At 56.9% G+C, this 24,078-nt stretch carries 44 protein-coding genes; 13 read left to right on the top strand and 31 right to left on the bottom strand.

Going from position 1 to position 24,078, the window contains the following annotated elements:
* Positions 1-7: 7 nt before the first annotated feature.
* Entirely contained in the window at positions 8-205 is a 198-nt protein-coding gene (locus EBN1_RS21415) for a hypothetical protein (protein ID WP_041647847.1), read from the bottom strand.
* Positions 206-485: 280 nt separating this feature from the next.
* Positions 486-1,361, bottom strand: a complete 876-nt coding sequence (locus EBN1_RS21410; protein ID WP_157866775.1) for a class I SAM-dependent methyltransferase — start codon at positions 1,359-1,361, stop codon at positions 486-488.
* A gap of 1,255 nt (positions 1,362-2,616) precedes the next feature.
* Here EBN1_RS21410 and EBN1_RS21405 point away from each other — a divergent pair.
* Genes EBN1_RS21405 through EBN1_RS21395 form a run of 3 tightly spaced genes read left to right on the top strand, consistent with a single transcriptional unit; the run spans position 2,617 to position 5,737 of the window.
* Entirely contained in the window at positions 2,617-3,546 is a 930-nt protein-coding gene (locus tag EBN1_RS21405) for a DUF1376 domain-containing protein (protein ID WP_041647843.1), read from the top strand.
* Entirely contained in the window at positions 3,543-4,916 is a 1,374-nt protein-coding gene (gene dnaB, locus EBN1_RS21400) for a replicative DNA helicase (protein WP_011254736.1), read from the top strand. The genes EBN1_RS21405 and dnaB overlap by 4 nt, the downstream gene beginning before the upstream one ends.
* Entirely contained in the window at positions 4,913-5,737 is an 825-nt protein-coding gene (locus EBN1_RS21395) for a hypothetical protein (protein ID WP_011254737.1), read from the top strand. The genes dnaB and EBN1_RS21395 overlap by 4 nt, the downstream gene beginning before the upstream one ends.
* 14 nt (positions 5,738-5,751) lie before the next feature.
* Here EBN1_RS21395 and EBN1_RS21390 read toward each other — a convergent pair whose 3' ends face one another.
* Complete coding sequence (locus tag EBN1_RS21390) at positions 5,752-5,985, bottom strand: WGR domain-containing protein (RefSeq protein WP_041647841.1); 234 nt, start codon at positions 5,983-5,985, stop codon at positions 5,752-5,754.
* A 62-nt stretch (positions 5,986-6,047) separates the two neighbouring features.
* Between EBN1_RS21390 and EBN1_RS21385 the strand changes: the two genes are divergently transcribed.
* Positions 6,048-6,548 (top strand): RDD family protein, encoded by a 501-nt coding sequence (locus EBN1_RS21385; protein WP_049780403.1) that lies wholly within the window; start codon positions 6,048-6,050, stop codon positions 6,546-6,548.
* Between the two features lie 75 nt (positions 6,549-6,623).
* Here the strand turns inward: EBN1_RS21385 and EBN1_RS21380 are convergent, their stop codons facing one another.
* From EBN1_RS21380 to EBN1_RS21360, 5 genes are all read right to left on the bottom strand, one after another.
* Positions 6,624-6,992: a hypothetical protein gene (locus EBN1_RS21380; protein ID WP_011254740.1), complete on the bottom strand. Its 369-nt coding sequence runs from the start codon at positions 6,990-6,992 to the stop codon at positions 6,624-6,626.
* Between the two features lie 4 nt (positions 6,993-6,996).
* Positions 6,997-7,401: a hypothetical protein gene (locus EBN1_RS21375; RefSeq protein WP_011254741.1), complete on the bottom strand. Its 405-nt coding sequence runs from the start codon at positions 7,399-7,401 to the stop codon at positions 6,997-6,999.
* A 5-nt stretch (positions 7,402-7,406) separates the two neighbouring features.
* Positions 7,407-8,390, bottom strand: a complete 984-nt coding sequence (locus EBN1_RS21370) for a ParB/RepB/Spo0J family partition protein (RefSeq protein ID WP_011254742.1) — start codon at positions 8,388-8,390, stop codon at positions 7,407-7,409.
* A 123-nt stretch (positions 8,391-8,513) separates the two neighbouring features.
* Complete coding sequence (locus EBN1_RS21365) at positions 8,514-8,747, bottom strand: hypothetical protein (RefSeq protein ID WP_011254743.1); 234 nt, start codon at positions 8,745-8,747, stop codon at positions 8,514-8,516.
* Positions 8,744-9,337: a phospholipase D-like domain-containing protein gene (locus EBN1_RS21360; protein ID WP_011254744.1), complete on the bottom strand. Its 594-nt coding sequence runs from the start codon at positions 9,335-9,337 to the stop codon at positions 8,744-8,746. The genes EBN1_RS21365 and EBN1_RS21360 overlap by 4 nt, the downstream gene beginning before the upstream one ends.
* Before the next feature lie 133 nt (positions 9,338-9,470).
* Between EBN1_RS21360 and EBN1_RS21355 the strand changes: the two genes are divergently transcribed.
* The 3 genes from EBN1_RS21355 to EBN1_RS21350 are packed head-to-tail and all read left to right on the top strand — an operon-like array spanning position 9,471 to position 10,797.
* Positions 9,471-9,953 (top strand): antitoxin Xre-like helix-turn-helix domain-containing protein, encoded by a 483-nt coding sequence (locus EBN1_RS21355; RefSeq protein WP_048704501.1) that lies wholly within the window; start codon positions 9,471-9,473, stop codon positions 9,951-9,953.
* The gene (locus tag EBN1_RS23020; RefSeq protein ID WP_422103736.1) at positions 9,851-10,378 is read left to right on the top strand and encodes an RES domain-containing protein; all 528 of its coding nucleotides are present in this window, start codon (positions 9,851-9,853) and stop codon (positions 10,376-10,378) included. Before EBN1_RS21355 ends, EBN1_RS23020 begins: the two co-directional genes overlap by 103 nt.
* The gene (locus tag EBN1_RS21350) at positions 10,375-10,797 is read left to right on the top strand and encodes an NfeD family protein (RefSeq protein WP_011254747.1); all 423 of its coding nucleotides are present in this window, start codon (positions 10,375-10,377) and stop codon (positions 10,795-10,797) included. The genes EBN1_RS23020 and EBN1_RS21350 overlap by 4 nt, the downstream gene beginning before the upstream one ends.
* Before the next feature lie 72 nt (positions 10,798-10,869).
* On the opposite strand, the gene EBN1_RS21345 is transcribed toward EBN1_RS21350, so the two are convergent.
* Both EBN1_RS21345 and EBN1_RS21340 read right to left on the bottom strand, forming a co-directional pair.
* On the bottom strand, positions 10,870-11,508 hold the full coding sequence (locus tag EBN1_RS21345; protein ID WP_011254748.1) for a hypothetical protein: 639 nt from the start codon (positions 11,506-11,508) through the stop codon (positions 10,870-10,872).
* A gap of 84 nt (positions 11,509-11,592) precedes the next feature.
* Entirely contained in the window at positions 11,593-12,318 is a 726-nt protein-coding gene (locus tag EBN1_RS21340; protein ID WP_011254749.1) for a Sak single strand annealing protein, read from the bottom strand.
* A gap of 182 nt (positions 12,319-12,500) precedes the next feature.
* Between EBN1_RS21340 and EBN1_RS21335 the strand changes: the two genes are divergently transcribed.
* From EBN1_RS21335 to EBN1_RS21310, 6 genes are all read left to right on the top strand, one after another.
* On the top strand, positions 12,501-13,445 hold the full coding sequence (locus tag EBN1_RS21335; RefSeq protein ID WP_011254750.1) for a recombination-associated protein RdgC: 945 nt from the start codon (positions 12,501-12,503) through the stop codon (positions 13,443-13,445).
* A gap of 190 nt (positions 13,446-13,635) precedes the next feature.
* Positions 13,636-14,121, top strand: coding sequence for an Lcl C-terminal domain-containing protein (locus EBN1_RS21330; RefSeq protein ID WP_083783040.1), 486 nt, complete (start codon positions 13,636-13,638; stop codon positions 14,119-14,121).
* Entirely contained in the window at positions 14,118-14,708 is a 591-nt protein-coding gene (locus EBN1_RS21325) for a PDDEXK family nuclease (RefSeq protein ID WP_011254753.1), read from the top strand. Before EBN1_RS21330 ends, EBN1_RS21325 begins: the two co-directional genes overlap by 4 nt.
* A gap of 112 nt (positions 14,709-14,820) precedes the next feature.
* Positions 14,821-15,345, top strand: a complete 525-nt coding sequence (locus EBN1_RS21320; protein WP_011254754.1) for a hypothetical protein — start codon at positions 14,821-14,823, stop codon at positions 15,343-15,345.
* 135 nt (positions 15,346-15,480) lie between these two features.
* Entirely contained in the window at positions 15,481-15,873 is a 393-nt protein-coding gene (locus EBN1_RS21315; protein ID WP_011254755.1) for a hypothetical protein, read from the top strand.
* Between the two features lie 9 nt (positions 15,874-15,882).
* Positions 15,883-16,932: an IS5 family transposase gene (locus EBN1_RS21310; protein WP_041647837.1), complete on the top strand. Its 1,050-nt coding sequence runs from the start codon at positions 15,883-15,885 to the stop codon at positions 16,930-16,932.
* Positions 16,933-17,192: 260 nt separating this feature from the next.
* On the opposite strand, the gene EBN1_RS21305 is transcribed toward EBN1_RS21310, so the two are convergent.
* The 21 genes from EBN1_RS21305 to EBN1_RS21205 all read right to left on the bottom strand — a co-directional run bounded on the left by EBN1_RS21305 (position 17,193) and on the right by EBN1_RS21205 (position 24,065).
* A complete protein-coding gene (locus tag EBN1_RS21305) occupies positions 17,193-17,588 on the bottom strand; it encodes a hypothetical protein (protein ID WP_011254757.1) in 396 nt (131 codons plus the stop codon).
* Between the two features lie 22 nt (positions 17,589-17,610).
* Entirely contained in the window at positions 17,611-17,856 is a 246-nt protein-coding gene (locus tag EBN1_RS21300; RefSeq protein WP_011254758.1) for a hypothetical protein, read from the bottom strand.
* A gap of 26 nt (positions 17,857-17,882) precedes the next feature.
* Complete coding sequence (locus EBN1_RS21295) at positions 17,883-18,245, bottom strand: hypothetical protein (RefSeq protein ID WP_011254759.1); 363 nt, start codon at positions 18,243-18,245, stop codon at positions 17,883-17,885.
* 95 nt (positions 18,246-18,340) lie between these two features.
* Positions 18,341-18,562, bottom strand: coding sequence for a hypothetical protein (locus tag EBN1_RS21290; protein WP_041647835.1), 222 nt, complete (start codon positions 18,560-18,562; stop codon positions 18,341-18,343).
* 5 nt (positions 18,563-18,567) lie between these two features.
* Positions 18,568-19,005, bottom strand: coding sequence for a hypothetical protein (locus tag EBN1_RS21285; protein WP_011254760.1), 438 nt, complete (start codon positions 19,003-19,005; stop codon positions 18,568-18,570).
* The gene (locus EBN1_RS21280) at positions 18,995-19,207 is read right to left on the bottom strand and encodes a hypothetical protein (protein WP_011254761.1); all 213 of its coding nucleotides are present in this window, start codon (positions 19,205-19,207) and stop codon (positions 18,995-18,997) included. Before EBN1_RS21280 ends, EBN1_RS21285 begins: the two co-directional genes overlap by 11 nt.
* A 17-nt stretch (positions 19,208-19,224) precedes the next feature.
* Positions 19,225-19,371: a hypothetical protein gene (locus EBN1_RS21275; protein WP_011254762.1), complete on the bottom strand. Its 147-nt coding sequence runs from the start codon at positions 19,369-19,371 to the stop codon at positions 19,225-19,227.
* A 55-nt stretch (positions 19,372-19,426) separates the two neighbouring features.
* The gene (locus EBN1_RS21270; protein ID WP_011254763.1) at positions 19,427-19,843 is read right to left on the bottom strand and encodes a hypothetical protein; all 417 of its coding nucleotides are present in this window, start codon (positions 19,841-19,843) and stop codon (positions 19,427-19,429) included.
* A gap of 12 nt (positions 19,844-19,855) precedes the next feature.
* On the bottom strand, positions 19,856-20,083 hold the full coding sequence (locus EBN1_RS21265; RefSeq protein ID WP_011254764.1) for a hypothetical protein: 228 nt from the start codon (positions 20,081-20,083) through the stop codon (positions 19,856-19,858).
* A gap of 27 nt (positions 20,084-20,110) precedes the next feature.
* Positions 20,111-20,320, bottom strand: a complete 210-nt coding sequence (locus EBN1_RS21260; protein WP_011254765.1) for a hypothetical protein — start codon at positions 20,318-20,320, stop codon at positions 20,111-20,113.
* A gap of 19 nt (positions 20,321-20,339) precedes the next feature.
* The gene (locus EBN1_RS21255) at positions 20,340-20,564 is read right to left on the bottom strand and encodes a zinc ribbon domain-containing protein (RefSeq protein ID WP_011254766.1); all 225 of its coding nucleotides are present in this window, start codon (positions 20,562-20,564) and stop codon (positions 20,340-20,342) included.
* A 45-nt stretch (positions 20,565-20,609) separates the two neighbouring features.
* Positions 20,610-20,888 carry a hypothetical protein gene (locus tag EBN1_RS21250; RefSeq protein ID WP_011254767.1) on the bottom strand — a complete coding sequence of 93 codons (279 nt, stop codon included), beginning with the start codon at positions 20,886-20,888 and terminating at the stop codon, positions 20,610-20,612.
* Between the two features lie 9 nt (positions 20,889-20,897).
* On the bottom strand, positions 20,898-21,089 hold the full coding sequence (locus EBN1_RS21245; protein WP_041647833.1) for a hypothetical protein: 192 nt from the start codon (positions 21,087-21,089) through the stop codon (positions 20,898-20,900).
* Positions 21,090-21,106: 17 nt separating this feature from the next.
* Complete coding sequence (locus EBN1_RS21240) at positions 21,107-21,667, bottom strand: hypothetical protein (protein WP_011254769.1); 561 nt, start codon at positions 21,665-21,667, stop codon at positions 21,107-21,109.
* Between the two features lie 320 nt (positions 21,668-21,987).
* Entirely contained in the window at positions 21,988-22,347 is a 360-nt protein-coding gene (locus EBN1_RS21235) for a hypothetical protein (protein WP_011254771.1), read from the bottom strand.
* 17 nt (positions 22,348-22,364) lie between these two features.
* Positions 22,365-22,595: a hypothetical protein gene (locus EBN1_RS21230; protein WP_157866774.1), complete on the bottom strand. Its 231-nt coding sequence runs from the start codon at positions 22,593-22,595 to the stop codon at positions 22,365-22,367.
* A 43-nt stretch (positions 22,596-22,638) separates the two neighbouring features.
* Positions 22,639-23,046, bottom strand: a complete 408-nt coding sequence (locus EBN1_RS21225; protein ID WP_011254773.1) for a hypothetical protein — start codon at positions 23,044-23,046, stop codon at positions 22,639-22,641.
* A 19-nt stretch (positions 23,047-23,065) separates the two neighbouring features.
* Positions 23,066-23,311 (bottom strand): hypothetical protein, encoded by a 246-nt coding sequence (locus EBN1_RS21220; RefSeq protein ID WP_041647830.1) that lies wholly within the window; start codon positions 23,309-23,311, stop codon positions 23,066-23,068.
* A gap of 14 nt (positions 23,312-23,325) precedes the next feature.
* Entirely contained in the window at positions 23,326-23,547 is a 222-nt protein-coding gene (locus EBN1_RS21215; protein ID WP_041647828.1) for a hypothetical protein, read from the bottom strand.
* 17 nt (positions 23,548-23,564) lie between these two features.
* Positions 23,565-23,786, bottom strand: coding sequence for a hypothetical protein (locus EBN1_RS21210; protein ID WP_011254776.1), 222 nt, complete (start codon positions 23,784-23,786; stop codon positions 23,565-23,567).
* A 75-nt stretch (positions 23,787-23,861) separates the two neighbouring features.
* Complete coding sequence (locus EBN1_RS21205) at positions 23,862-24,065, bottom strand: helix-turn-helix domain-containing protein (RefSeq protein WP_041647827.1); 204 nt, start codon at positions 24,063-24,065, stop codon at positions 23,862-23,864.
* Positions 24,066-24,078: the final 13 nt, after the last annotated feature.

Below are 24,078 nucleotides of genomic sequence, written 5' to 3'. Positions count from 1 at the left end.
ATTTCTCTTAAAGACTGAACAGCCGTTGCACGGCAACAATGGCGAGCACCAGCAGCGCCATACCCGGCAAGAATGCCGCGAGGATTGCGACCTCCTTACGTGCCCGGATCTTGCCGGCGATGTAGCCCTTCGCATAGGCTTTCTGCTCGGGCGTTTTCGCCAGATCGAGCATCAGTTTGTCAGTCAGTCGTTCCATGTCCGGCATGGTCAATACTCCATGTGCGCGGAACACCTCCCAACGCGGGGATGCTTTTCCGCGATAAATGCGGAAGCAATTTCAAAAAAGAACCCGATCGAGCGCTAGGCAAGATCGGGTTCTGTGGGTCACGCAGCAGGAGGACGCAGCAATGCGCACACCTGCTTTGTCGGCTTTTCAGCCTTCTTCTGGAGGTTCCAGGAATGTTTCGGCATCAGCAGTGCGGGCATGCTCATCTCCTTGAGTTAGGTCTGCAAGGAAGGTATGCGGCAAGTTCGATATGAAAAGCTCAGCACGAGACAACGGCCATCAACGAGGTGGGCACCCCTTGCACCTTGTCGCCGACCGCGCGGAACCGAACCTCCAGGGCGTGACCACGGGTTGCGGTCCGGACGAACTCGACGAACTCTGCACGAGTCGGCTCCCACTTGTGATCCTGATGCCGAAACCCTTTTTCAATCCGGTAGTGCGGATTGAACTCCCGGTTTGGGGCGGTGATCACGAAGAGCCTTGGGCGCTGCCGACTGACCGTCTGAACCAGCTCGATCGCCTTCGAGTAAGGGATGTGCTCAACGACCTCGGTGAGCAAGACGTCGGCGTGCTCCGGTAGAAGCTGCTTTCCGAACGCGCCTTCGAGGCTCACGTGCTCAATCCCGTCGGCCGCCATCGCTTGCGCCGCCCGCTCACGTTCCATCCCCTGGGCTTCGAAGCCAATGACGTGCTTGTAGCGCGAGGCGAGGCGCAGAAGGTAGAAACCTTTCCCGCATCCGACGTCGACCAGGGCGCTGCCTTCGCCTGTGAAGTAAGTCTCGATTGCCCAAAAGCGCTGATCCTGAGTGCCTCCGTAGCAGAGCTCGATACCAAGCCCCTGAACTCGCTTCGACCACTTCGCGAAGTATTCTGGGACTACGAGAATGTCGCGGGAAACAATGTACCGAATGAAATACGGTGCTTCGGCTTCGTCCAGCAGATCGCACAGCATCTCCATCTCAGCATCGAATGCATCCTCAGTTGAGGCCCACCCGTATCGAAGGTGGCTCATGTGATCGATGTGAGCGCAAAGGCGTGCTATCGGATGCTGCTCGCCAGCGGCGGTTGGATCGAACGCAGGGAAGAAGCGGAGCAACGCGTCACGTAACGGCAGCGGCTTATCGGGGTTACGCATCCGACAAGGCCTTGAAGCGAACGCTGTAGAAGAGGGGGTGCCGGGTACCGTCGTCCTGCCCGGCGCAAGAGCAGTCAACCAAGGAGCGCATCGACGGCTGATGCAGTGTGTCTGTGTCGGGTGTCATCACCCCGCCCGACGCGGGAGCAGCAACCATCAAGGAGGGCGCCGATGACTGACGCCAAGAATTCGTGCCGGGAGTCGTCGCCCCGCCCGGCTCGGGGGCAGTTACCAACAAGGAGAGCATCGACGACTGATGCCGTGTGTAAGTGCTGGGGCGCCGCCACCTTGCCCAGCGCAAGGGCAGTACTACAAGGAGAACATCGGCGACTGATGTCGTGGAAATCGTATACCAGATGTCAGCACCCGCTCTGGTCCGGGGCAGTTCCTTTTTCAAGGAGATGGCAGCGCTGACTGCTGCTGTATCTGTTGGAGATCTGGGAGCCTTCTCCTGGAGGCAGAGGAACAAGTAGGGCAACTCGTTCGTCTTGGGTTGCAGATTACCAGACCTGAAGAAGTCGTCAAATCTCAAAACGCATACTCCTTGGTATGGGTTAGAGGAACGACTCGGCGGAGCACGGCGTCCTCAATAGGTTCGATGCTCAGGCTCGCTGCACTGTTCTTGCTTCCTGGGCCGCTGCACTGAACCCCTCTTGGCAGGGCAGGGAGGAGGGGTTATCCCTGCAATAACCAGATCACGCTCTCACCGCTTACACCACGGACGATCGTTCCTTCCCGCTCAAGCTCAAAGAGGGCAGACCTCAGTGCTTTAGTTGGCTTCGCCAGTCGGAAGAGCCTCAGAAGTTTGCGCACGGGCATCGGGGATGGCGCATTCCGAAGGGCCACGAGCACTTCGTGGCGATAGTTCTTTGTATCAGTCAAGCACTCTCCGTCAGTGTTCTAACTGTTCGCCTAGCTGGGTTATGAATAATTCGCTTAGAATCGCAACAGTTCCAAACAGTTTATATGCGATGACTAGCCCAAGCCACCCCAAGCAAAGGAGCGATGACGACGACCGCGCCCGGATAGAGGCAGAGCTAGTCGAGCGGTACGGGATGATTCTTAAGACCAGTGAAGTCGCGGATGAGCTCAGACTTTCTTCGGCCTCTGTAAGAAGGATTTCGCGGGAGGAACTCCCAAGGGGGAGCGGGCGCGGCCCTCGTGCCCGTTACCTCGCCTCGGATGTTGCCGCGTACATCAGCGCTTGGGTTAAGAAATCCTAGAGCGGAAAGTCTGTCACTCTTCAATCAAGAACATGATCTATCAATACGACACCGAAACTGTTCTCAATGAAACCGCGGGCTTGAGTTTGCTTGAGCAAGGTGTTTATCGCGTCATGATGGACCATTACATTGAGAGTAATGGTTTCGTACTTCCAGCTAAGCACAGCGGCTTGACAGAAGGCGCAAACCTTCACCACTTGGCGCGCATCATCGGCGCCAAAAGTGAGCCGGAGCTGCTTGCGACAGGCAAGATCGCGATGAGCTTTTTCGTGCGAGAAGATGACGAACTCCATCACCCACGTCTCAAAAGCTTGATCAGCAAGCCCAAAGCCAAGCGCTCAGAACAGATCGAACAGGACTCCTTTTTTGCCAATTCCTCTCAGGATCATCTTCTATCGATCCCCTTCGGATCTTCAGACCATATCTTCTGGTGGGCTCCATCCGAGGAAGAAATCCAGTCATTTGCGAATGAGTTCCGGTTATGCAACATCAAGGCCGAGATCGAGCAGGCGCGACAGGTCGCCATGCAGCCTACGGCTCGACCCCGGACCGACCCTCGGACTTTTCTGAGGAATCGTATTCGTGTTTCGAACAAACTTATCGAGGAGAAACTCTCCAACTCTGGTGTCACTATCCTCTCGCGCGAATCTCCCCGCTTTGTTGAGTTCATCGCAGCCTACCCACGTCAAGCCGACATTCAAGCAGCATGGTCCGTCTGGGGTCTGATCGGTTTTGATGATGATGAAGCTCTTTTCAAGCAACTGACAGTCGGTCTCAAGAAATGGAAACTAAGCAATGAATGGGCAAGAAAGGAGGCTGGAACGATTCCGACTGCGGCTCAGTTTCTAAACGCGAGACAGTGGGAAACCGATCCGCGACTTGGGCGGGATGCAGCAACCAAGGTTGCTATCACAACTCTGTCGTTCAACGGGACAGATGAGTCGCAAAAGGGTGCGCTGTGAGCCGTAAAGACAACACTCCGCCTGTTCAGCCTGGAGTATTGCCCCCACACTCGATTCCTGCCGAACAGGGACTGATCGGGGGGCTGTTGCTCGATAACCAGTTCTTTGACAGGGTGATTGACGTCGTAAAAGTACAGCACTTCTACGATCAGGCTCACCGACTGATCTATCAGGCCATGTTCGACCTCTATGCGCAAAACAAGGCGGTTGACCTCATTACGGTTGCCGATTCTCTTGCCGCCAAAGGTACGCTTGAGCAAGCAGGGGGCTTTGCCTACCTAGCGGAGGTCGCCAACGGTGCAATCTCAACGGCAGCCATTTCTTCGTACGCGAAAATCATACGAAGCAAGGCGGTGTTGCGGCACTTGGGCGCAGCCTGTAACCGAATCCTGCAGACTATTCACGACCCCGGAACCAAGAAAGCAGAAGAGATCCTCGATGAGGCCGAAGCACTGATGCTTCGCGTTACAGGGAAGATAATTGGCCAGGAGGATGGGCCGGTTCCTGCGAGAGACTTCGTAGGCGCTGTTTTCCGCGATGCAACGGCCGTCCCGTCGCCGAATGGACTTCAAGGGCTTTCTACCGGTTTATCTGGACTTGACCAAATCACCCTTGGTCTTTGTCCTGCCGACTTTATTGTGATTGGTGCGCGGCCGTCCCACGGCAAGACAACACTTGCACTGAATATTGCAGAGGAGGTTGGTCTTAGACGTGGCCTTCCTGTCCTTATCTTTTCACCCGAAATGCCCAAGGAGCAGCTGAGCCTGCGCATGCTCTCATCTATGTCGGGCATCAAGCACTCCACTCTACGGACCCGGAATATTTCTGCGGTTGAGAAAGATGTGTTTGCGAGCTCACTTGCAAAGTTGTCTGCAGCGCCCATCTACATTGACGACTCAGCCCGCCTGGACGCCAACGCACTGCGCGCTCGAGCCCGACGAACGGCCAAAAGAGCAGGATCACTGGCCTTGGTGATCGTTGACTACATTCAGTTAATGGCCACCGCAGATGAAGTCGACAACGCGACGCGTAACCTTGAGGTTCAAGGGATATCTCGGTCGATCAAGGCGCTCGCGAAGGAGCTCAATGTCCCGGTTATTGCCGTATCCCAACTCAACCGAAGCGTCGACCGCAGATCAAATCAGCGACCAATCTTGTCGGATCTACGGGACTCCGGTTCGATTGAGCAAGACGCCGACGTAATCATCTTCCTTTATCGCGAAGGCGCAACGAAATCCGAAGAACAATCAGCCGAAAGCGAAGCCGAATTGATTGTTGCAAAGCAACGAAACGGCCCTATCGGCTCAGTCAAGGTTCTCTTCAAGCCTGAAACCCTCTCCTTCAGAAACACACCGAGGAAAGAAAATTGAAAAATAACCGAAAGATTCCATACCTCATTCCGTTGCTCTCAGTATCGGCGGGCTTTGCGCTGGGCGCAATCGCGCTCACCCTTTTCAGCAATACTGACGCACCCCAACCGACTACCGTTGTGCAAGATTGCCCAGAGCCAACGCTGATTCAGGCGAAACAGCCGTCGCCTCACATCGTTATCGCGTCTCGACTCATGGCCGCTGTCGATAAGTCTCTACCGCCTGTGTGGTTTGAGCAGGAACTGATTACCAACGGTGTTCGCCGACACTTCTTCTTCTTCAAGAAGGAAGAGCCATATTCTCTAGTGGACGTTGGCGCTCAGGTCGGTTTGGTTAGTTTTCGCATGGGCGAAGACGAACGCTGGGTTCCGGAGGTGGTGAATCCCAACCTTTTCACGAACGGTACGCGTGGGGAAGTCACGCCTCAGACCTCTTTCCAGTTTGAAAGGGTTTCTGCAGACCAACTCCTCATGATCGTCCGTAATCGTATCGACAACTTCGAGGGGGCCGATCACTTCCTTGACCTCTTCATGGTTGCTGACGGGACCTTTTCGCCGGCTGGTCGTATCTTTGCTGGCGCGCACAACAAGGAAATGAAGTGCGATGGGCCGACAGCGAAGTTCGAAGCATTCAACCGGGCCTGCATGGATTTCAGCGGCACGTTGAGCATCGTCACCGTTCCGGGGCAACCTGTGGCGAATCTTGAGATGACATACGAAGGCCTCAAGGGCGACAAGTATTCCACCCTTGAAAAGGCCACCTATCGCTTCACGCGAGGACAGTATGTCCAGGACGTTGCGGAGGCAGCCGTAAGGCGCTGATAGACCAGTTCAGCTCAGTTCAATAGGCGATAGCCGTGCTGCTTACGAACTTTCGCGAGCACTTCCATCGCCTGCTGCGCTTCATCGACTGTCCCATAAGGATCACTAGCCATTCCGCCCATCCGATTTTTTTTCCCGCCCCAACAGCGCCTCAAGACAACCTGTCCGAAAAGGTCAGTATCCACCATGGCGCAGTAGTACCGGGTATCGGTTTCCCATTGGCGGATGCTTTCATTGAGCATCTTCATCCGAGAACCCCGCATTGTTCCGCTATTAGCGGCTCAATTCTAGTTCTTTCTTCTCGTTTGAAGTGAAGTTTCTTGATTACCGTTTAGAGGAATTTATTGTGCAAAATTCAAATGACCTTCATTACGCTGGCTTCTGGGTTCGATTCGGTGCTTTTTTGATCGACTCTTTGCTCTGGCTAATGATCTCGCTGCCGCTTCTCTACGCAGTTTACGGCGACCAGTACTTTGTCTCAGAGCAGTTGTCGCAGGGATTCTTCGACATTCTGATCTCCTGGATCGCTCCTGTGGCTGCGGTACTCTGGTTCTGGATTGCGAAGCAGGCTACGCCTGGAAAAATGGCATTGAGGCTGAGAATTGTTGATGCCTCATCTGGTGAGGCAGCGACACCAGGTCAGTACGTGGGTAGGTATTTCGGGTACTTGCTTGCGTGCATTCCCCTTGGCCTGGGGCTAATCTGGTGCGCTTTTGATTCCCGCAAACAGGGCTGGCACGACAAGTTGGCAAAGACAGTAGTCGTGCGCAGAAACACACCGACAGAGGTCGTTTTCGAAAAAGCTGCCTGATTTAGTCCAATGCTTGATGCCAAATCGCCCGTCTATAGGCTAGACGGGCGATTCTTCTTCTGAGCGTGGCGACAGTTAGATGTTGTGCCGAGGAGCGAAATATCGCTTTGCCCGATCCCAGAAGCTGGGCGGATCGGCATCGAACTCTTTCCAGGCCTTACCGTTAAAAAACATCGCCCGGCCGTCGTCGTAGAACCGCAGGGTCTGCATGCCAAAGGTGTCGCAATGCTCACAGTAGCACCCGGCGTCGACAACCGCGACATGCACCGTCGGCCGCTGCACCCGACCTCGGACAAGGACGTCCGGGACGGTGCGATCGCACTCTGGGCAGCGCATGACGATGCCGTCGATCTTCTCGCTGTTGTCAAAGACGACAGGCAGTGATGAGGAAAGCGTAGGGCCTTTCATCAGCTCTACCTGGTCATGATTTAGACCGTATCCCATTTTTCTATCCTTTGCTGCTTAGGCGCGTCCAGCCTAGCAAACTTGCGTGACCCGAGATCCACCGAAGATCAACAAGGTCGTACGTACTTGGCACCTCACGGTCTCGATAGGATACGGCGCAATAGTGCTCGATAAAAACAAGCTGCGTCTCCTGTCCGCCCAAAAGCTTGAACAGGTGATCTGCCAAGTCGGGCCAGCTGTTTGTGATGCTCCGTCCCTGGTTGCAAGCAAGCTCAGTGCAGACCAGGATTCGACGCTTGTCTGATATCTCGAAGATGTCCAGCGCGAGCGTGGTGGGTGGCTGGAAAGGCACTTCCACTTCGATGATCTCCCGAGGCCATGCGCCAAGCACATAGGCACCGGTGAGCAACTGACCCGGGAGTTCTACCGTGAAGGTTTCGATGTCCATCAGAATCAGTCCGCGAACAGATCTTCCGCATCATTAGGGATGCCTGAAGCGGCTTCATCGTTTTGCCTTGGCTCGGAAGCGCCCTCTGCCTCTTCCTCGGCATCAGCTTCATTCTTTCGCGCCTGCTCGAAAGCCTCAAGAACTTTTTCGATCTGAGCCTTAACCTCGTCCCCGAGGGCCGCATACCCTGGATCGCGACGCAGATCCTCGATCGCCTTTGCCATTACAGGGGCATTTTTCGTAATAGCCTTCTTGAAGGCGCGGCCGGGGGCGAACTTGTTTGTCACGCGTCGTTGGCCACGAGCGTTCGCAAGTTTCTCAGCCCGCAGCAAGAAGGCGAGGGCCTTGTCCCCATGATCACGCATAGCATCAATCGCCATGCGCGCCGCGATCCGCTCTTCCATGACCATCTTCCTGATCTCGAGAGGCGCAGAGGCAAGCTGAAGAAGGCCTGCGACGTAACGCTGGGTAAAGCCAAGCTTCGCGGCTATCTCCTGCGTTTCCCATCCGAACTTGACCAGCCTTCGAACAACCATGCTGATCTCATAGGGCGTGAGTTCCTTGCCACTATTCGAACTGACCAAGGAGACGGTGAGGTCTTCCATGGTGGTTCCCGGGGGGCTCACCACCACAGGCAAACGTGAGATCTCTGCCCCGCGAGAGATTGCTATGCGGACCGCCTCGAGACGGCAATGCCCATCAACGACACTGATGACGTTGACGCCATCCTCTTGAGAGACATAACCGGCCAGCGGCTTGTCTGGCTTGAAGCCTTCGCGGAGGATCGATTCTGCCAAATCCTCAATATGTTGGTCATATGAGGTGTTCTTGACTCGGACGTTAAAGCCGGGGATCACCCGTATCGCTTCGATAGGTACTTGCCAGAGATCCCGCGACTTCGCGTCAACCGCGGTCATGGCTGTCTTGACGGAGCCAGGGGTCAGCTGGACCTCGAAGTCGGATTCCAACGAGTCTAAGTTCTCGATCATGAATTTCTCCCATTTCGATCATCGTTGCGGCGAAAGCTCGCCTGCGATGCGTCGAACTCTACACGTTTATATAAACGAATCAACCCTCGGAAATGATTCTTTGGGATTTGTTTTGAAGGGAGGTTAGTGGACGAGGCGGCCACTGGAGCCGCTCGCGCCCTGACTCTTCATGAGCGCAGCGATAAGCTGATGTGCATCTTGGCTGAGTCGCTCTTCGTTTGGGTAGAAGCGCTTGATCTGCGAGATGATGCGCTCACGGCAACGCGCCTCTTCTGAGGACATGCGCTCCCCATTTTGGGTCTCAAACCACTTCATGAACGCCTCAGCGACCATTTCATAAGAGAAGGCTGGGGTCATCCTGGGGCTCCTTGTTTCTGCCGCACCGACGCGGGGTCTTCTGCCTCAGCAGCGAGTGCATCCCAAGCAGACATGAGCTTGAATGCTGCATCGGGGTGATTCTTGACGATCATGATCGTCTCATAATTCCGACGAAACGAGGTGCTTGCATAATCGACACTTCCTGCGAGGGAATTAGATTCATCTGTGACAATGAAATTCGAGTTCAGTGTTTGTCGTGTCGATGCATAGGCGGCGAAAACCCCTGCGTTTTTTAGAAACGCAATAACAAAGGACTTCTGGTCTTTATTTGCACCAGAGAAGAGGACGCGAACATCGACCCCACGACTTTTGGCCAACAAGAGTTCGTCGGCGAGCTCTCTGTTGACCAAAGAGGTCGTCAGTATCCGAATGCTCTTGTTAGCTTTACGTACGAGGTCGAAGACTTCGGCTTCTGCTTCTCCCGGCGAGAACGCGACACGTATCGAGGGTGCAAACGGGCTGACTGCGGCCGGGCGAACAACGCCATCTCCGATCTCTGTTTCATTGGCGATGGCCACTTGTGTCGTGGCTAAGAAGCCTGTCGCAAGAAGTGAGAGCAGTCTTTTCATCGAGGGGCAGACCTACGTGCAGTTAAGTATGGTGACCACATCCCCTGTTTTCTTATAATTCCTGTCAGGATTGCTTTGTATCCTACCACGTCGGGCTGTAACATCCCAAGACTGGCAGTTTTCGGCAATCGCTATGAATGACATAGTCAAGGTTTATCAAGAAGATGCGGTGACGCAAGACGCTGCTGGAGGGGTGCGTGGCACGGGCGCGTGGACTGCGTTCAGAAAGGCAGTCCTGACGGCGAACCGCCGAACCCGGATCGAGTTGATTCGCAAGAGCCTCCCGGCCAGCGCAATCGGGGAGGTGTCCCGGGAGTTTCGCTGTACATACGATGACATCTGCGCAATGGCGATGATCTCGTCAGCCAGCGTGCGTAGACTAAGCGCTGAAGCAGCGATGCTCAGCCCCTCTGTGACTGAACGACTGGCCAGGCTCGTAAGAATCGACCACCTTGCGACGCAAGCATTGGGATCAAGCGATGCAGCACGAGCTTGGCTCAAGGTTTCTCAAGGGTGGCTTGGCGGACATACACCACTTTCCATGCTTGCTACAGAAGACGGCGGGGCGCTCATCGAAGAGGTGCTGGCGGCATTGCTATATGGCGATCCAGTGTGAGCACAAATCGCTGCTTTCTTCTCTCGCCGCACAAGCGCCTGTCCGCAGCCAGTTTCCAGCAAGCCAGGCGCCACCACGGTCGCTGGCACCGAACGGGGCAACAGGCTTGCTATGGATTCGAGCATCCGGCTCTGGCCATGCTTGAGCGCGAGGTGATCACCAACGGCCGTTGTCTCATGCCTCTGTACTTGCACGAGGCACGCCTTCCCGACACTCAATCCGCCCCGCTGGACTTGAGGCAGGTTCGGGCAGGGCAGGAGCAAGCAGTTGGTGGTCGATTCTTCGACAATCCACCTCAACTTCTTGCCGTGTCTTCGTCCTCGGTTTGTGCTGAGGGTACGATCTACCTTATCTCCCCCAAACACCCCGACTTTGAGCAGATCAAATGGTCTTGCTTACGCACCGTTAACCACATTTCCCCATGACATTCTTCTCCAATCTGCCTGCAGACTACTGGTGGATGCTTGCCGCTGGTGGACTTGCACTCATTGATCAGTTCATGCCTCGCAAGGGGTTGCGCTGGGTTGCTGTTGCGGCCGGGCTCACCTCTGGACTGGTTCTCGTAGGACTGGTGATCAGCATCGAAATCCAGGCTCTGATCTTTGTGCTATTTACGGTTACTTTTGGTGCTTGTCGGTACCTAAAGAAGGTATTTTCAGGACAGCTGCCCGGCTCGGGCTACGCTAGCATCCTGACGATCGGCGAGGACGGCTCGGTTACTGCGGAGTTCGAAAAAGCATCCTGGTCTGCCATCATCCTCGAAGGGGAGGTTCAGCCTGGGGATCGAGTGGGTGTTGCCGCGGTGAGTAACGGAGTACTCTGGTGCACGAAGGCGAGGCCGTGACGATTCGGACCAAACCACAGCGCGGGCAATTCGTTCAGAGTGTTCCCCGTGTATGCGTCGGTTGGTCATTTCTCAACCTGGCATAGCCTGCCTTTCTGCAAGCCAATGCTCTCTGGTGTAACGGTATCCCGGGAACTCAGCATGGAGCGTGGTCTGCCCCAAAAGTAGTTTGCGGGCAAGTTGCGCAACAACCGCCAGTTCCTTTTCATCTCGCACCTCGAGCGGAACGATGAGTTCGATGCCCGTTGCCCAGCTCAAACGCTCGCGGCTCCAGGATGTCCCAACCTCGAACTCGACCCCTTCGACGGTCAGGCGCTGCTCGATCTCCCTGCACGCGCTGTAGTACTGCTTCTGGGCTTCCGACGGCTTCCTGCTCGTGTAGCTCACGAGCCTCTTTCGCGAACGTCCCACTTGCTTGTAGTTCTTCGTCCCGCCTTCGAAGAGCCAACCGTCACTCGGGTCGTCTCCTGCAAGCGCCCGTGCCCGCCGTCCAATCTCTTCCGAATAGAGGTAGCGAGGGTGTTGCCACCAGACGATGACGCGGCGCTTGTTGAGGATGAAGCCGACATCGTCCCACCAGGAAAGATCAGCACCGGTTTTCTCGCTGTAGTCGTGCGGGACGTACAGACCGCTGCTTGAAAGGCCCCATGGGTGGTTCCGGTGGTATTGCTTTTGTGCGCGCCCCAGTTTCTCGAACTTCTGGCTCTTCAAGGTTCGTCTAGCTCCGTCAACGTAAAAACCCGCCACTGAAAGATTATCAGTGACGGGCCGATTGAAGTCTGCGGTGAGCGCCGATCAGATCGGCAAGCCGCTCGGCGCTGCGCTCGTAGCTGCTGTTGCGGTCACGGGCGAGGCGAGTTCCTTCTCCCGCGCTGCTAGCGCCTCCTGGTACCGTTCGAGCTCAGCCCCCTGGAACAGCATGGGAGCCATACGCTTCGCATTCGACATCTCGGCCGCCTGCAACTTCCCAACACGGGCAATTGCTGCAGCAAAGGTTGAGGATGTACCGTTACCACCTGCCTTCGACTGTGACGATACCACAGGGACTTTCGTTGTTTCCTTGATCTCTCCCGTTTCAGGATCAACCTCGGAAGCATGTGTCGGCATCCCGAAGGGCATGTCTTCGCCTGCGTAAATGTGAAGGCCTAAACCAAAGAGGGCCAGGTTCTTCACGAGGCACCGCATCAACGTGTTGTTGATGTCGAGGATGTCCGGGACCTGCTTTGCCTTGTTCCGGTGATCCATCACTGGCAAGTAGCACTCTTGGGTCACCTTGGCGATGGTGACCCGAGTCCAGACCATGAAGCCGATATCGGTTCTCTGGTATGGCAGCCCCCCCTCGGTCCTGATGCCGTTCGCGTCGAACGTCACCACGGTGAACGCGGCGTCCGGCTCCGCCTTCTTCACCAGTCCCCAGGCGTTCGCCCAGGACAGGTACGTCAGGTTCCCTTTCTTTTCTTCAAAGGGGAATGTCTGGATCTGCGACAGGTTGTCGAAGATCGACTTTCTCACTTCATCCATCTGAATCTCCTTTTTGATCATGCGACGCAAGGTTGCTGATACTGCGAGTAGGAGATGCATGCATCCGTAGGTGAAATCGCACCGCCTTTGCTGTACATATAACCAGTATCTTAGCGGGATGCGGAGAACGATTCCAATAACTCCGGTTAGAATCGTATTCAATTCTTTCAGCGGATGCTTTCATGTTGCTTCGAAGTGCCTTCGTGTTCTCCTGCGACTGTCCTCACTCGCCAGAGGAGCTCGAGGAAGTGCTGGCCAGCCGCAAGTTCAGCGGCATCGGTCAGCTCGATGTCGATCATCTTGGCTGGGTCAATCCGAGAGAACTCGAGAACGGCCCCTTGGTGCATGCGGTCGACTCGATCTTCCTTCTCGCCCTTTCAAAGGAAACCAAGATCGTTCCGGCCTCGACGGTCAAGAAGAAGCTTGCCGCTGCAGAAGCCGACGCCACGAAGAGGGAAGGCCGTCCCCCCTCGCGCAAGGAGCGAAAGGCACTCAAGGAGCAGGTCTACGAGTCGCTGCTGCCTGGAGCGCCGACCCGCATCAAGCAGACGTTTGGCGTTCTCATCCCCCCAAAGAAGCAGCTGCTCGTCCTGACCACCTCGGCAAAGTGTCTAGAGGATTTTCATGGCGTCTTCACCGACAGCTTCATGAAGCGAGGCATGCGACCTTCATTTCGGAAGCTTCGAACGGTTCAGCCACCAAGCCTGAAAATGACTGAATGGCTCCTGAACAACGAGTGCGATGGTGGGTTCGTGCTCGGGGAGCATTGCGAGCTTACGCACGAGAAAAGCAAGGTGCGGTACACCGCGCTTGAGCTCGACCGCCCCGAGATACGCGAGCATCTTCTTGAGGGGAAAGTGCCGGTGAAACTGGGCCTTCGCCACGAATCAACGACGTCATTCATCATCTCTTGCGGCAGCGCTGACGAGGACCTGGGATTCTCAAAAATCCACTACGGGGATAACGATGGGAAGACCGAAGGAGAAGGCACAGCCGATGAGGTTTTCGATTCGGACCTTGTATTCTCAGTGACAGAATTTCTAGGAATCGTCAACGAGCTTTTCGAGGCCTTTGGGGGTATCGCGCCAGATGTTGAAGTGCTCGCATCAGGGGAGGCCTTTCAATAAAAGATGCCTCTTTTCGCATGTCCAATTGGCGACCAAGAAGCCCGTTTAAGCGCCAGTGCCTGTGAATTGATTCGTTATATCACCCACACCCCATTCGTTATATCACCCACGCTGGCAATTTTAGATCCCAATGCCAGCACGGCATCCAAAACGTTATCCACAGGCGTAACGCGCGCGCGGTTTTTTAACTATGAATGACTACAGGGCTGACCTCGTTCTTGTTTCCGAAGTTGAGGGTGTTCGCGAAGGATGGCGACTGCCGACGATGGAGGAGTTGCTGAGCATCGTCGATGAAACCCAGGCCTGCCCAACAATCGATCCAGTCGCATTTCCTGACACCCCCAAGGCGACGTTCTGGACATCCTCACCTTGCGAAGATGATCCCGGTCATGCATGGGTTGTCGACTTCGCCATCGGAGAGCCTGATACCGAGATGACCGAGTGCAGGCACTTTGTCCGGCTGTGCCGGCGCACGGGGATCATGGAGAAATGGCCACCTGGGACGATCTACGACTCGCGCACAAGCCTTCTCTGGCAGCGCTTCGTCATCGCCGAAGCGTGGGATGAAAATCAGGGGAAAGGCCTTGGGAATGCGGTTCGGATAACTTGGGAGGAGGCTGTGCGACGCTTCGGGGGCGCAAGGCAAAGCAATGTCACAAGGAGGCGATTCGGTTGAATCGAGAGAAACCCGCTTTCGAGCCATGGCGCAACAATCTGCGCAGACGGAATCTATTTATTGGCGCTCTGACGGCAGCGACCGCCAACGCCGTGATCCCTGTCGTGGATCTTGGACTTCAGGCTAACGTCATTTTATGTGCCGCACTCGCGGTGCTGGCAGCGAATCAACACCGGCGAGCCCAGGTACGTCAGCACGGGCAGCACGTCGAGGCAAAGTGCGGCCAGTTGGCGAAAACTGCGCTCGAGTCAGACGGGTACACCGTTGCCCTCGGGCAGCGGCTGCATAGAGGAGGTGACATCGATCTGATTGCTACCAAGGACGGCTCCTCCGTTGTCGTTGAACTGAAGAGCTTTCGGTATTGGGGCGCCCGCGGCCGGGACGATTGGCGCGAGAAGAAAGCCATCGAGCAGGTTCTACGACAGCAAGACACCATCGCTGCGAAAGCGGCTGTGATCTGGCTGCCAATGGCCAGCCCCACGCTCTGGCAGCTCCTCTGGGGGTATTCGTTCGGGGGGCGGGGGGTGGCGGTTGTTCGGGGAGGCGTACGTCATTTAGCCCGTGCGGTTCGCAAGAAAGCTAGCTAGAGGGCTCACCAGATTGCCTGAGAAGCCCCGTCAAGAGGCCGGGGAGGATGTCAATTTTCGCAGTTCATTCGCAGCCTTTCCTCCTCGCTGATCTAACCAGGAGGATGCCCTCATGAAATCGATGCTGTACGCCGGCGTGGGCTCACGTGCCACCCCGGAACCTGTTCTTGACCTCATGCGGCGCTGCGCGACTCGTCTTGAGCTTTTGGGCTACACCCTGCGCAGTGGCGGCGCCAACGGCGCGGACACGGCCTTTGAAGAGGGCTGCTGCCGCAAGGAGCTCTACTTGCCCTGGCCTGGCTTCAACGGACGGCAATCGGAGTTTCAGACCGTTTGCAACAAGGCGCTCGCCCTCGCGGCAAGCCTGCATCCTCGATGGGAGCGGCTGAGCAGCCCCGCCCGGAGACTCATGGCACGAAATTGCTATCAAATTTTGGGAACGGACCTTGCCAGCCCCGTCGACTTCGTTTTGTGCTGGACGCCGGATGGCGTCGAGGATGAGCAGGGTCGCACCCAACTAACTGGAGGCACCGGTCAAGCGATTGCGCTTGCGTCACGACACGACATTCCTGTCTTCAACATCGCAACAGGTGACGCTTTGGTCCGTTTGCGTGGTTTCTTGGAAATGGAAATGTGATTGCAATAAAGCGCCTTTATCGCCCAGCGGACCCGGCTATGCCGGGTTTTTTTTGGACTTATCCGTCTCTTTTCTCACCGCCCGAATCGCATTGCTGAGTGCCGTCCAACCACATCCCAAGGAGGGAAGAAGTCGATGAGTACTAAATCAGTAATGTCAGGAATGCACCTCTCTGAGGACACCGAAGCAGCCCTTAGGGCGGAGCAAGGTGAGCCGTGTAGAAGCTGTAAGCGTTTTGTCGTCACGCATAGCACGATCGTTGACGATGTTCTTCGGTCGTGCAGCGCAGCTGGCGACAACGATGTGCTGGGCAGGGTCCTGTTGCGCCTGGCCGAATCGGGGCGCTGCACCGAGGCCGAGCCTTTTGCATGTTTGGCTCGACACGATCCCCGGACTTTAGGTGATCTGATGGGAACCCTGCCGTTCTTTGCCGAGGTGCCCATTGAGCCAGAGCTTGCCGAGCTGGATCTTAAGGGCGCCTCGAAAAACCTCGGCACCTCTGTGATTGGTAAAATTGGATTGTCCTGATTTCGTTCTCTGCCGCCAGCCACGAAGAAACGCACCGCCATCAAGACCGACCTGTTCGCCGACGAGCATCACCGCAAGAAGATCGACACGCTCGGAGATCCACTGGCCGAAATCGAGTCGTACATCGACTTCGGGGCGTTGGCGGCGGAAGTGGATCGGGTGGCGCCGCGTCCGGTGAGTCCGCAAGGCGGTCGTCCGCCGTATCCGACCGAGACGATGGTACGCATTCTGGTGTTGAAGCGGCTGTACAACCTGTCGGACGAACAGATGGAGTATCAGTTGCTTGACCGGATGAGCTACAAGCGCTTCTGCGGGTTGGCCAGCGCGATCAATATTCCGGATCGAACGACGGTGTGGACGTTCGAGAATCGCATCGGTGAAGCCGGCGCGAAGGTCTTGTTCGACGGCGTGTCGGCCCAACTGCTCAAGCGCGGTTTCATCGCCCGCGGTGGTCAGATCATCGACGCCACGCTGGTGCCCGCGCCCAAGCAACGCAACAGCCGTGAAGAGAACAAGCTCGTCAAGGAAGGGGCGATGCCGGCCGACTGGAAACCGGCCAAACGGCGCCAGAAAGACACCGATGCCACCTGGACCAAGAAGCACGGCAAGAGTCACTTCGGCTACAAGCTCTCGATCAACGTCGACAAGAAGTACAAGGTCATCCGCAAGATCGAGACGGGTACGGCCAGCATCCACGACAGCCAGCACTTCGAGAGCGTGTTCTACACCCTGAACACGAGCCGAGACGTCTATGCGGACCGGGGCTACACGTCCAAGGGGCGTGAAGACTGGTTGAAGGACAAGGGTTACCGGAACCAGATTCAGAGAAAGGGTACGCGCAACAAGCCGCTGTCTGAGTGTCAGCAAGGGCGTAATCACCGTATCGCCAAGACGCGCGCCCGGGTCGAGCACGTGTTCGCGGCCATCGATCAGATGGGTGGCAAGATGGTTCGCACGATCGGCCAGGCGCGAGCGAACTTTACGATGACGATGATGGCCGCCTGCTACAACCTGAAGCGGCTGGTGTACTTCCAGAAGGCCGGAATCGAGGCTTTTTGACGCCCGAAATGGGTCGAATCGCCGGTTTCCAGGGCGATTCGAAGAGAAAACGGAGCGACACCGCCTAGCAAAATGGCGGTTCGCTGAAGAAAATGAACAGAGTTCAGTTGCGTGCGTCATCTCGCGGCGGAATTCATGCAAAACCTCGGGTTATTCGAGGTGCCTATACATTCCAGCCGCGGGCCACCAGAGAGGCGGAATCACTCGCTCCCAGGGCATTGCATCGTCATGGTTTCGGCGCATCTTCTTCCCCGTGGTGTTTAGGCTGCCACTGCAGCAGCCGGCTCGTGTAGGGTCTTGGTTAGCACGTTGACGAAGAAAGCGTGCAGCTCGTCAAACTCGGGCTCGTAGCATTCGCAGCGGGCGTCGGCCCGGTAATCAAGCTCGAACCGCACTTTCGGATGAATCTTGGCGCGGGTTCGGTAAATGTCAGCAGAAAACTCGCCCATTGAGTCGTAGTACCGGCCGGCGACTGCCACCAGGGCATGCGCCCATGCCTCGAGACCCTTCGGCACGACGGTCACCATTTCGCATTGAATACCTTGAGCGGAGAGCACGTCGTAGAGCGCCGCTGCGAACACGGTGCAGGTTTCCACCTGGGCGTCTTTGCGCTCGCGGCCCAGCTTGGCGGCCCTGATGATGGCGTCGATGTCCATGCCGTCCTTTTCCTGGTCAGTATTACGGCTTAATCTCTCGGCGAGTCGGCGCCCTGGGGCCGTCGTTCCAAAGTTCCCGCGTGCCTTGTTCTGTAATTTCCCAAGCGGCCTCCGGGCGTTGCGCCTTGATGGCCCGGAAGTGGATAGCGGCGGAAATCAGGGCAACAATCAGAAAGGCAGCAAATGCCCCGACAAAGTGCATTACTGCACCGGCTACCAAGAGTGTGCCCAGCAGTTGCAGTGCAGAGAATCCGAAGAGTTTTGGCATGTTCACATTTCCTTGGTATGTTTCCGCTATGACTGCAGCAACTCAGCCGGCACATACACGTCACCCCAGAAGCCGGGGTTGCAAGCCTTCTTCTGGTCGGCGGCAAACTGCACGATGGAGGGCGGGTAGTCGCCCGAATTGATGTCGGTGCCGAAGCAAGTGGAGGACATCACCTGGACCATCCCGGTCTTGCTGTCCACGCGAAGGACGCGCCGGCCGAACACCGGAGCGCCGAGTAAGGCGCGCTGAGTCGCCGCATTCAGGCGAATGTGGCGATCTTCCAGGCCGGCGAGCGCCAGCGCTGCGAAGAAGGTGTACTTGCTGGGCTTGGAGCGTGCGTACGTCCATTCCGGCACTTCCGCCACCTGCACTCTACCTAGACCTGCCATGAGCGTTCTCCTGCTATGTCGGCGTTCTCGACCTGATGTGGTTATTCTAGTCGAACATGACGACCTATACAACAGTTGCCTGTCGACTTTTTCGCCTATTCTGCATCGATTAGGTCGAATTCCTCGACAATGCTGGCGACGGTCCGAGCCGACTTGGACGCCACCAGGCCCGCCAGGGCATACGCCCAATACCGAGCCACTTCCCCTGACTGGCAGAGGGAGCCGATGGTTTGCCGGTGGACGCCCATCACCTTGGCAAATCGGGCCTGGTTATACCCGGCCGCCTTGATGGCCAGCTCAAATTCTTGTCCGGTCATATTGCCTATGCTTCCTCAGATTGTTCTTCGGGTGCCGGGTACGCCCGACGCAGGAGAAACGCGGCTTCCCATTCCGGAGTGCCGGTATGGTCGGTCATCCCTCGGGTCAGCAGATTGACCTTGCCGGGCGGCAGCGAGTAGTTCATCTGCTTGGTAGGCTCACCGATGTAATATTTCTGGGTGCCCCGCATTTCGGCATCCAGGACGCCATACCGCGCCAGTCGGCGAACCACCTTCGTCAGCTTGTTCGTCCAGGTCTTGTCCTCCGTTACCCTGAGGCGCTTCGATAGGTCATCCACGAAGCCGGCATCGTCATCATAGAACCCGAGAAGTGAGAAGGATTGAAGGCCGGATTCCGCCAGTTCAATGACAAGCTGAATGGCGATCTCCCGCTCCGGGATCTGGCGAGCGGGCCTTGTCTGGAGGGGAGTATCAGTGGCCATCGGAAGGGCTGCATTCGCCGGTCAGGGTTTGCTGCAAAAGGCCGCTGCGGATCATCAGGAGGATCGGCTGCTGATCGACCGGGCAAACCTTACCGTCCGCGTGAGTCCGAATGTAGCGGCCCGCCCTGGCTTCAAGCGCCAACCGGCCGCCGGCATTGATCGCGGCAAGGATCTTGGCTTGCGCAGAACTTAGCTTCCCCATGGCGCTCTTTTCCGTCGTTATCCGCGCCGTTTGTCCTGCTCTGCGTAAATCTTGTCGAGTTCCTCCTGAAACATGCGGTTCTCCTCTTCGTTCGCCTCAATCTCGCTCTCGAGAAGTTTCTGGCGTGCCGTGAGTTCTTCGGGCGTTGCTGTCTTCAGGTCCATAATTTGCTCCCCTTTTCAGCGTGGGTCTTAGCTCGGTCGGTCATGCTGACTTTTCCTATTTTGCTGACCTTCTGCGCAGACGCGCAATGATCTCGCCGGACATCTTCATCGCATCCAGCTCGGCAAGCGACCCGACGAGTACGCTGCACTCTGTACGCTTTACAACGGCGGCCGGAATGCCGATCTCTCTCATTTCCTCCAACTCCTCTTCTGCTACACGAGGAAAGTGAGGATATTCCAGTTGGCGCGATACCCAGTAAGCTCCGCCGAATCCGATGAGGCACGCGGCCGTGGCACCCCACAAGACTGCCGGCCACTCAAACTGCATCGCCGCAGTTCCCACGATTGCCGCAGCTACCGCGATTGCCAGCGACACCCACTGTCCCGCCTTCAATATTCCGTACCGGATCGCAGCATCTCGCAGGCGTAATGCAGACTCTAGCGGCAAGACGACATGTTCTCTCATTTTCATGGCGGCCTTCTCCTAGAGCCCGAGTTCGCGGGCAATCGTCTTGCCGCTTTCGGTGGCGTGCCAGCAGCGCTTATCGTCTTGTGCTGCAAGCCCCTGACGGTACAACGCCATCATGGTGTCGGTGTTGCAGATGCGCTGCCCATTGACCACTAGTGAGCTGCCAGCGCCGGGCTGTGCTTCCCAGCCCTTGCCGATCCACTTCAGTACGCGCATTTGCGCTTGCGTCAGCTTCGTCGCCATGCCTTTTCCTAGATGGTGCCGATGTCGCTAGTTGGACGGTACACGACGGCGCCCGGGGAGCATTACGCGCATGTAGCGCATGCCAACCGATATCGGTGCCCCCTCGAGCCAGGTGACAGCGTCGGCCTGAAGGAACTCGTCTCCCGCCTGGATAAGGTCGCCGGGCGTCAGCAGCCGGTACTCCGGCTCAGCGTCCGTGCCGTCATCAAGCATGTGAGTCTCGTCAGCAATCGCCATCGCGGCTCCCTTCCCCCGGTCAGACCGCTTGGGCCGCCGCCATGACGGCCTTGATAAACGCCGGGCAGACATCGTTGAGGCGCATCGCGCCAAGGGTAGGGTAGCTGGGTCGCTCCAGCAGTTCGGCTAGGGTCAGCAACCGGCCATCTTCGTTGTTCTCATAGCCGCAGTCCGGACAGCCGCGGTTGTCCACCGAGAGCTCGCTACCGCAGCCGGGGCAGATGACAATGTTCAGGTTCGGCATGGCGACTTTTCCTATCCAGTTAGATATCGGCCACGTTGGCAATTGTCATGTCGGCTTTGCAATGGCCTCCTCGTACATGCGCCGAATCCTTGCCGCACCCCAACCCCGGATGATTTTGTCCAGGGAATCACCGTAGCTCGCAGTGGAGTTGAAACGCGCCATGAAAGCATCTTCCACGCCAGCTGCACGGGCGGCCTCAAGGCATTCGCGGAAAGCGCGGATTGCCTGGCGCTCAATCAGCACGACAACAAGCATGCGCACGAGGGCAAGTCCCGCGAACACCGCTACAGCGATTAGAAATGGTATCGCGGCTTTCAAGTCCATGTTCTCTTCCTATGTGCTACGCGCTTGCTCAACAGCGGCGCGGATGCGCGCGATTTCAGCCTCGCACTCGGCTTCCAGCTTAGCGTCACCCTGAACCCCGGCGAATAGATGAATCGCGTGCACGAGGTTGCTGCGGTAGTGCAACTGCTTGGCATCCTGGTAGCCGAGCAGCGTCAATGCTTGGTCCAGTCGAGTAGCCATCGTCATCTTTTCCGTGGTTAGCTTGTCGGCGCTGCGGCGGCACGGTTCGCACGAAGCCATGCAGCACCCAGTTCGGTCAGAGTGATCTCGCCGCCGGCGCCGGGACGGGCCATAGCGACCGTTGCCAAACCTTTTTTCTCGATGCCGCGCGCTTGGCGTGTTTCGTTGAAATTGAAGGACACGCTCGTACCGGCCTTGATCGGAAATTCATCGTCGAACTCCCTGGCGACAGACGCCATGAATGCTGCCTCACCGGGAGGCAAGCGCAATTTAGCCGCTGCGAGCGAAGCCAGTAGCACGTCCTTTTCGCCATGGGGTACTTTGACTTTGGCCCAGGCCGCCAAGCTTGCAAGATCACATTTGCTGGTGCTTCCGATCAGCGACACCATCGCCTTTTCGGCATGGCTGTATTCCTGTTCGGACTTGGCCGCCAAGATCCGGTAGGTGATCCTCGTGTCGCTACACCCCGGAGCGCCCTCCATCGCTACCACCTCGCGCACGCCGAGCTTGCTGTCGTGGTAGATGCCACCAATTTCAATGCTGGATGCCTTCATGGTCTTTTCCGTTTCGGTCAGCAATCAAGACGCTCAACGCGACCTTCAAGGGCGCTGTCGATGCAGCCCCGCTGAGACTCTCCTTTAGCAATATGCTTACCAGGCCTGCCTAAGGGCGCAGTGCTCGCTCCCAACCAGAAAACGACGCTGCTGCATCCCGAATTGTCCGGGTGGAATTCGGCATCGGTGTGACAGAGGAGCCAGTCAAGCCGCTCAGTGTCCGTAAAGGTCTTGCTCATGGCCTTTCCCGTTGCGTTCAGTTTGAGACTGACTTGATGGAGCCCGCCCAGCTTCACAGGTCGGCAGGTTAATGAGAGCTTTCATGTCGGATTTCCGCTTCCGTTTCAAATTACCGAGCGCCGTTGGAACTCGGCTTTTGGCGGCTCATGGACCGCACGAAATGGATCGTCCGGCCACGAGAATTCATCTGGCGCTCCCTGCCGGCGAAAGGCATCGTGGTCGTAGCCGGCCCGGATCATTTCGCCGCAGCGAGGACAACCAGACCGGTGGGTCGCCTTTGTGAGCGTGTAGTGACCGCAGGCCAACTTCACCACCCGGCCATGCCTTAAGAGGTCCGTTTGCGCCAGCCCAACCGCCCAAATGCCCTTCGCGGATACTTGGTCGCCAGCAAGCGCTTCAACGGGGTCTCGCTCGTTAGCCATGAGTTTGGCAAGAACAGGATTGACAATCGGGGCGCGTTTCACATTCTTTTCCTTGGTGTTCAGTCTCGATATTCGTGCGGCACGCCTTCTGTTGGCACATCCGCCCACATCATCGCCGCCTCGATTGTCACAATGCCTTGCGCCCATGCCGGAGTGCCCGGTTGATTGACAACCCACTCCTGCAGTCGGTCAACGTGGTCCATCGACACGCCGGCGAGCCATTCTTGGCAGAGGTCCTCCGGCGGCGTCGCCCCGCACATCTTGGCCAGCGCTTCCCGAAACCGGTCCATCCAAGCTGTAGGAACGTCACGTTTCGCAATAGTCGGACACATACTATTTCCGCCTATTGGCGGCCTCCTGTGCTCCAGGTTGCTCAGGCACCCACTGAATATCACACTCGCGCAGCTCCCACGAGTCGGGAGCCGTGGTGGAGGTATAGGACTTGCCTCCATTCTTCGGGGTCAGAAGGTAATACCCTTGCCCTGACCCCTCCAGCGCTACTGATGCCTCCCCACGGGGTGCGCTTTCCGCCTCTTGCATGTTCTCAAGGGCACGCATCGCATTGAATGCGGCCTTGAAGTCGCCACGGGTCAAGCAGCCAGCGGCGCCATTAAGACCGTTGATTTCAACCACAGGCGTTTCATCTGGAAGGTTTCTGGCGAAAAGCCACGCGCCAATCTCCGCAAACGGTTTCAGTGCCGCGAGCAGCTGGTCGGTATTGGCGTCTTGAGCGGGTTTCATACGGTTCCCTTTTCCTTGGTCAGAACATCATCGGCCCGGCGTCACCGACCATCATCCAGTGCGTCGGCGCGTAACCCTTCTCGCGTGCCATGCTCCGAGCCTCGACCGGCGTAACCGCGCCGGCCAGATCCACGTGTTCCACGCCGTCCTCGGTCTGCACGCGCAGGTAGAACGCTTTGTTCGGGTGTCGCCGGCCAAGCTCCTTGTCCAGGATGATGACCTGGTTCGGGAAGTCGGCGGGCGGGGTCGCGTTGATGATGTTCAAGGTTCTTTTCCAGTTCAACTGGCGCCAAACTCACGCAGCGGACGAACCACCAGGAGGTCGAGGCGAAGATTCGGCATCAAGTTTGCAACACAGCTCGCGGCATCACCCACCAATTCGAAGTTGCCTTTCTGTCGCGTGCGCTCAGCAATCGCGTCAAGTTGCGCCGCCGCAGAACGCAAGTTCTCCGCCATTTTCTCAATGGCTTCAGCAGTCGGTTGTACGTTGACGTAGTTCATCATCTTTTCCTCTGCGTTCAGACCTGACGATAGATGGTCCATCCGCCAATGAGCCCTATAACCTTGAACTTGTCCTTACCATAGTTCCGGCGCTCTTCGCGGACCTCGTAGCCCTCCTCATCACGACCAAGGCGGGCAATGTGCTCAGATACCAGGGCCACTTCGTTCCGCACCGCAGACAAGTCCCGCATCACCATGTCCGGCGGCAAGGACTTCAAGCACTCAAGCAGCGTAGCCATAACTTTTCCTTTGTTGCGCTTCGAATGAAGCACCAATGATTCAAATATACCACCGGCGACACGTCAATGCAACACCTATGTTGCTTTACGTGGCGCAAGCTCGGCAGCCAACCCCCGGTACGCCGACGCCACCTGGGGCTCGACGACTTGGCGGGCCTTCTCGTAGCGCCCAATCTGCACCCGGCTCTTGTTCCAGAGCCTGCCGAGCTGTTCCTGAGTGAGGCCACAGCGCTTTCTGAGCGCCTGCGCGTCCTCCCCGTACATCACTGCAATTTCCATCGTCAGAGTTTCG

The organism is Aromatoleum aromaticum EbN1, assembly GCF_000025965.1.
Classification (GTDB): Bacteria; Pseudomonadota; Gammaproteobacteria; order Burkholderiales; family Rhodocyclaceae; genus Aromatoleum; species Aromatoleum aromaticum.
Note: the sequence above shows the minus strand (reverse complement) of the source record. Positions and strands in the feature narration are given on the sequence as shown.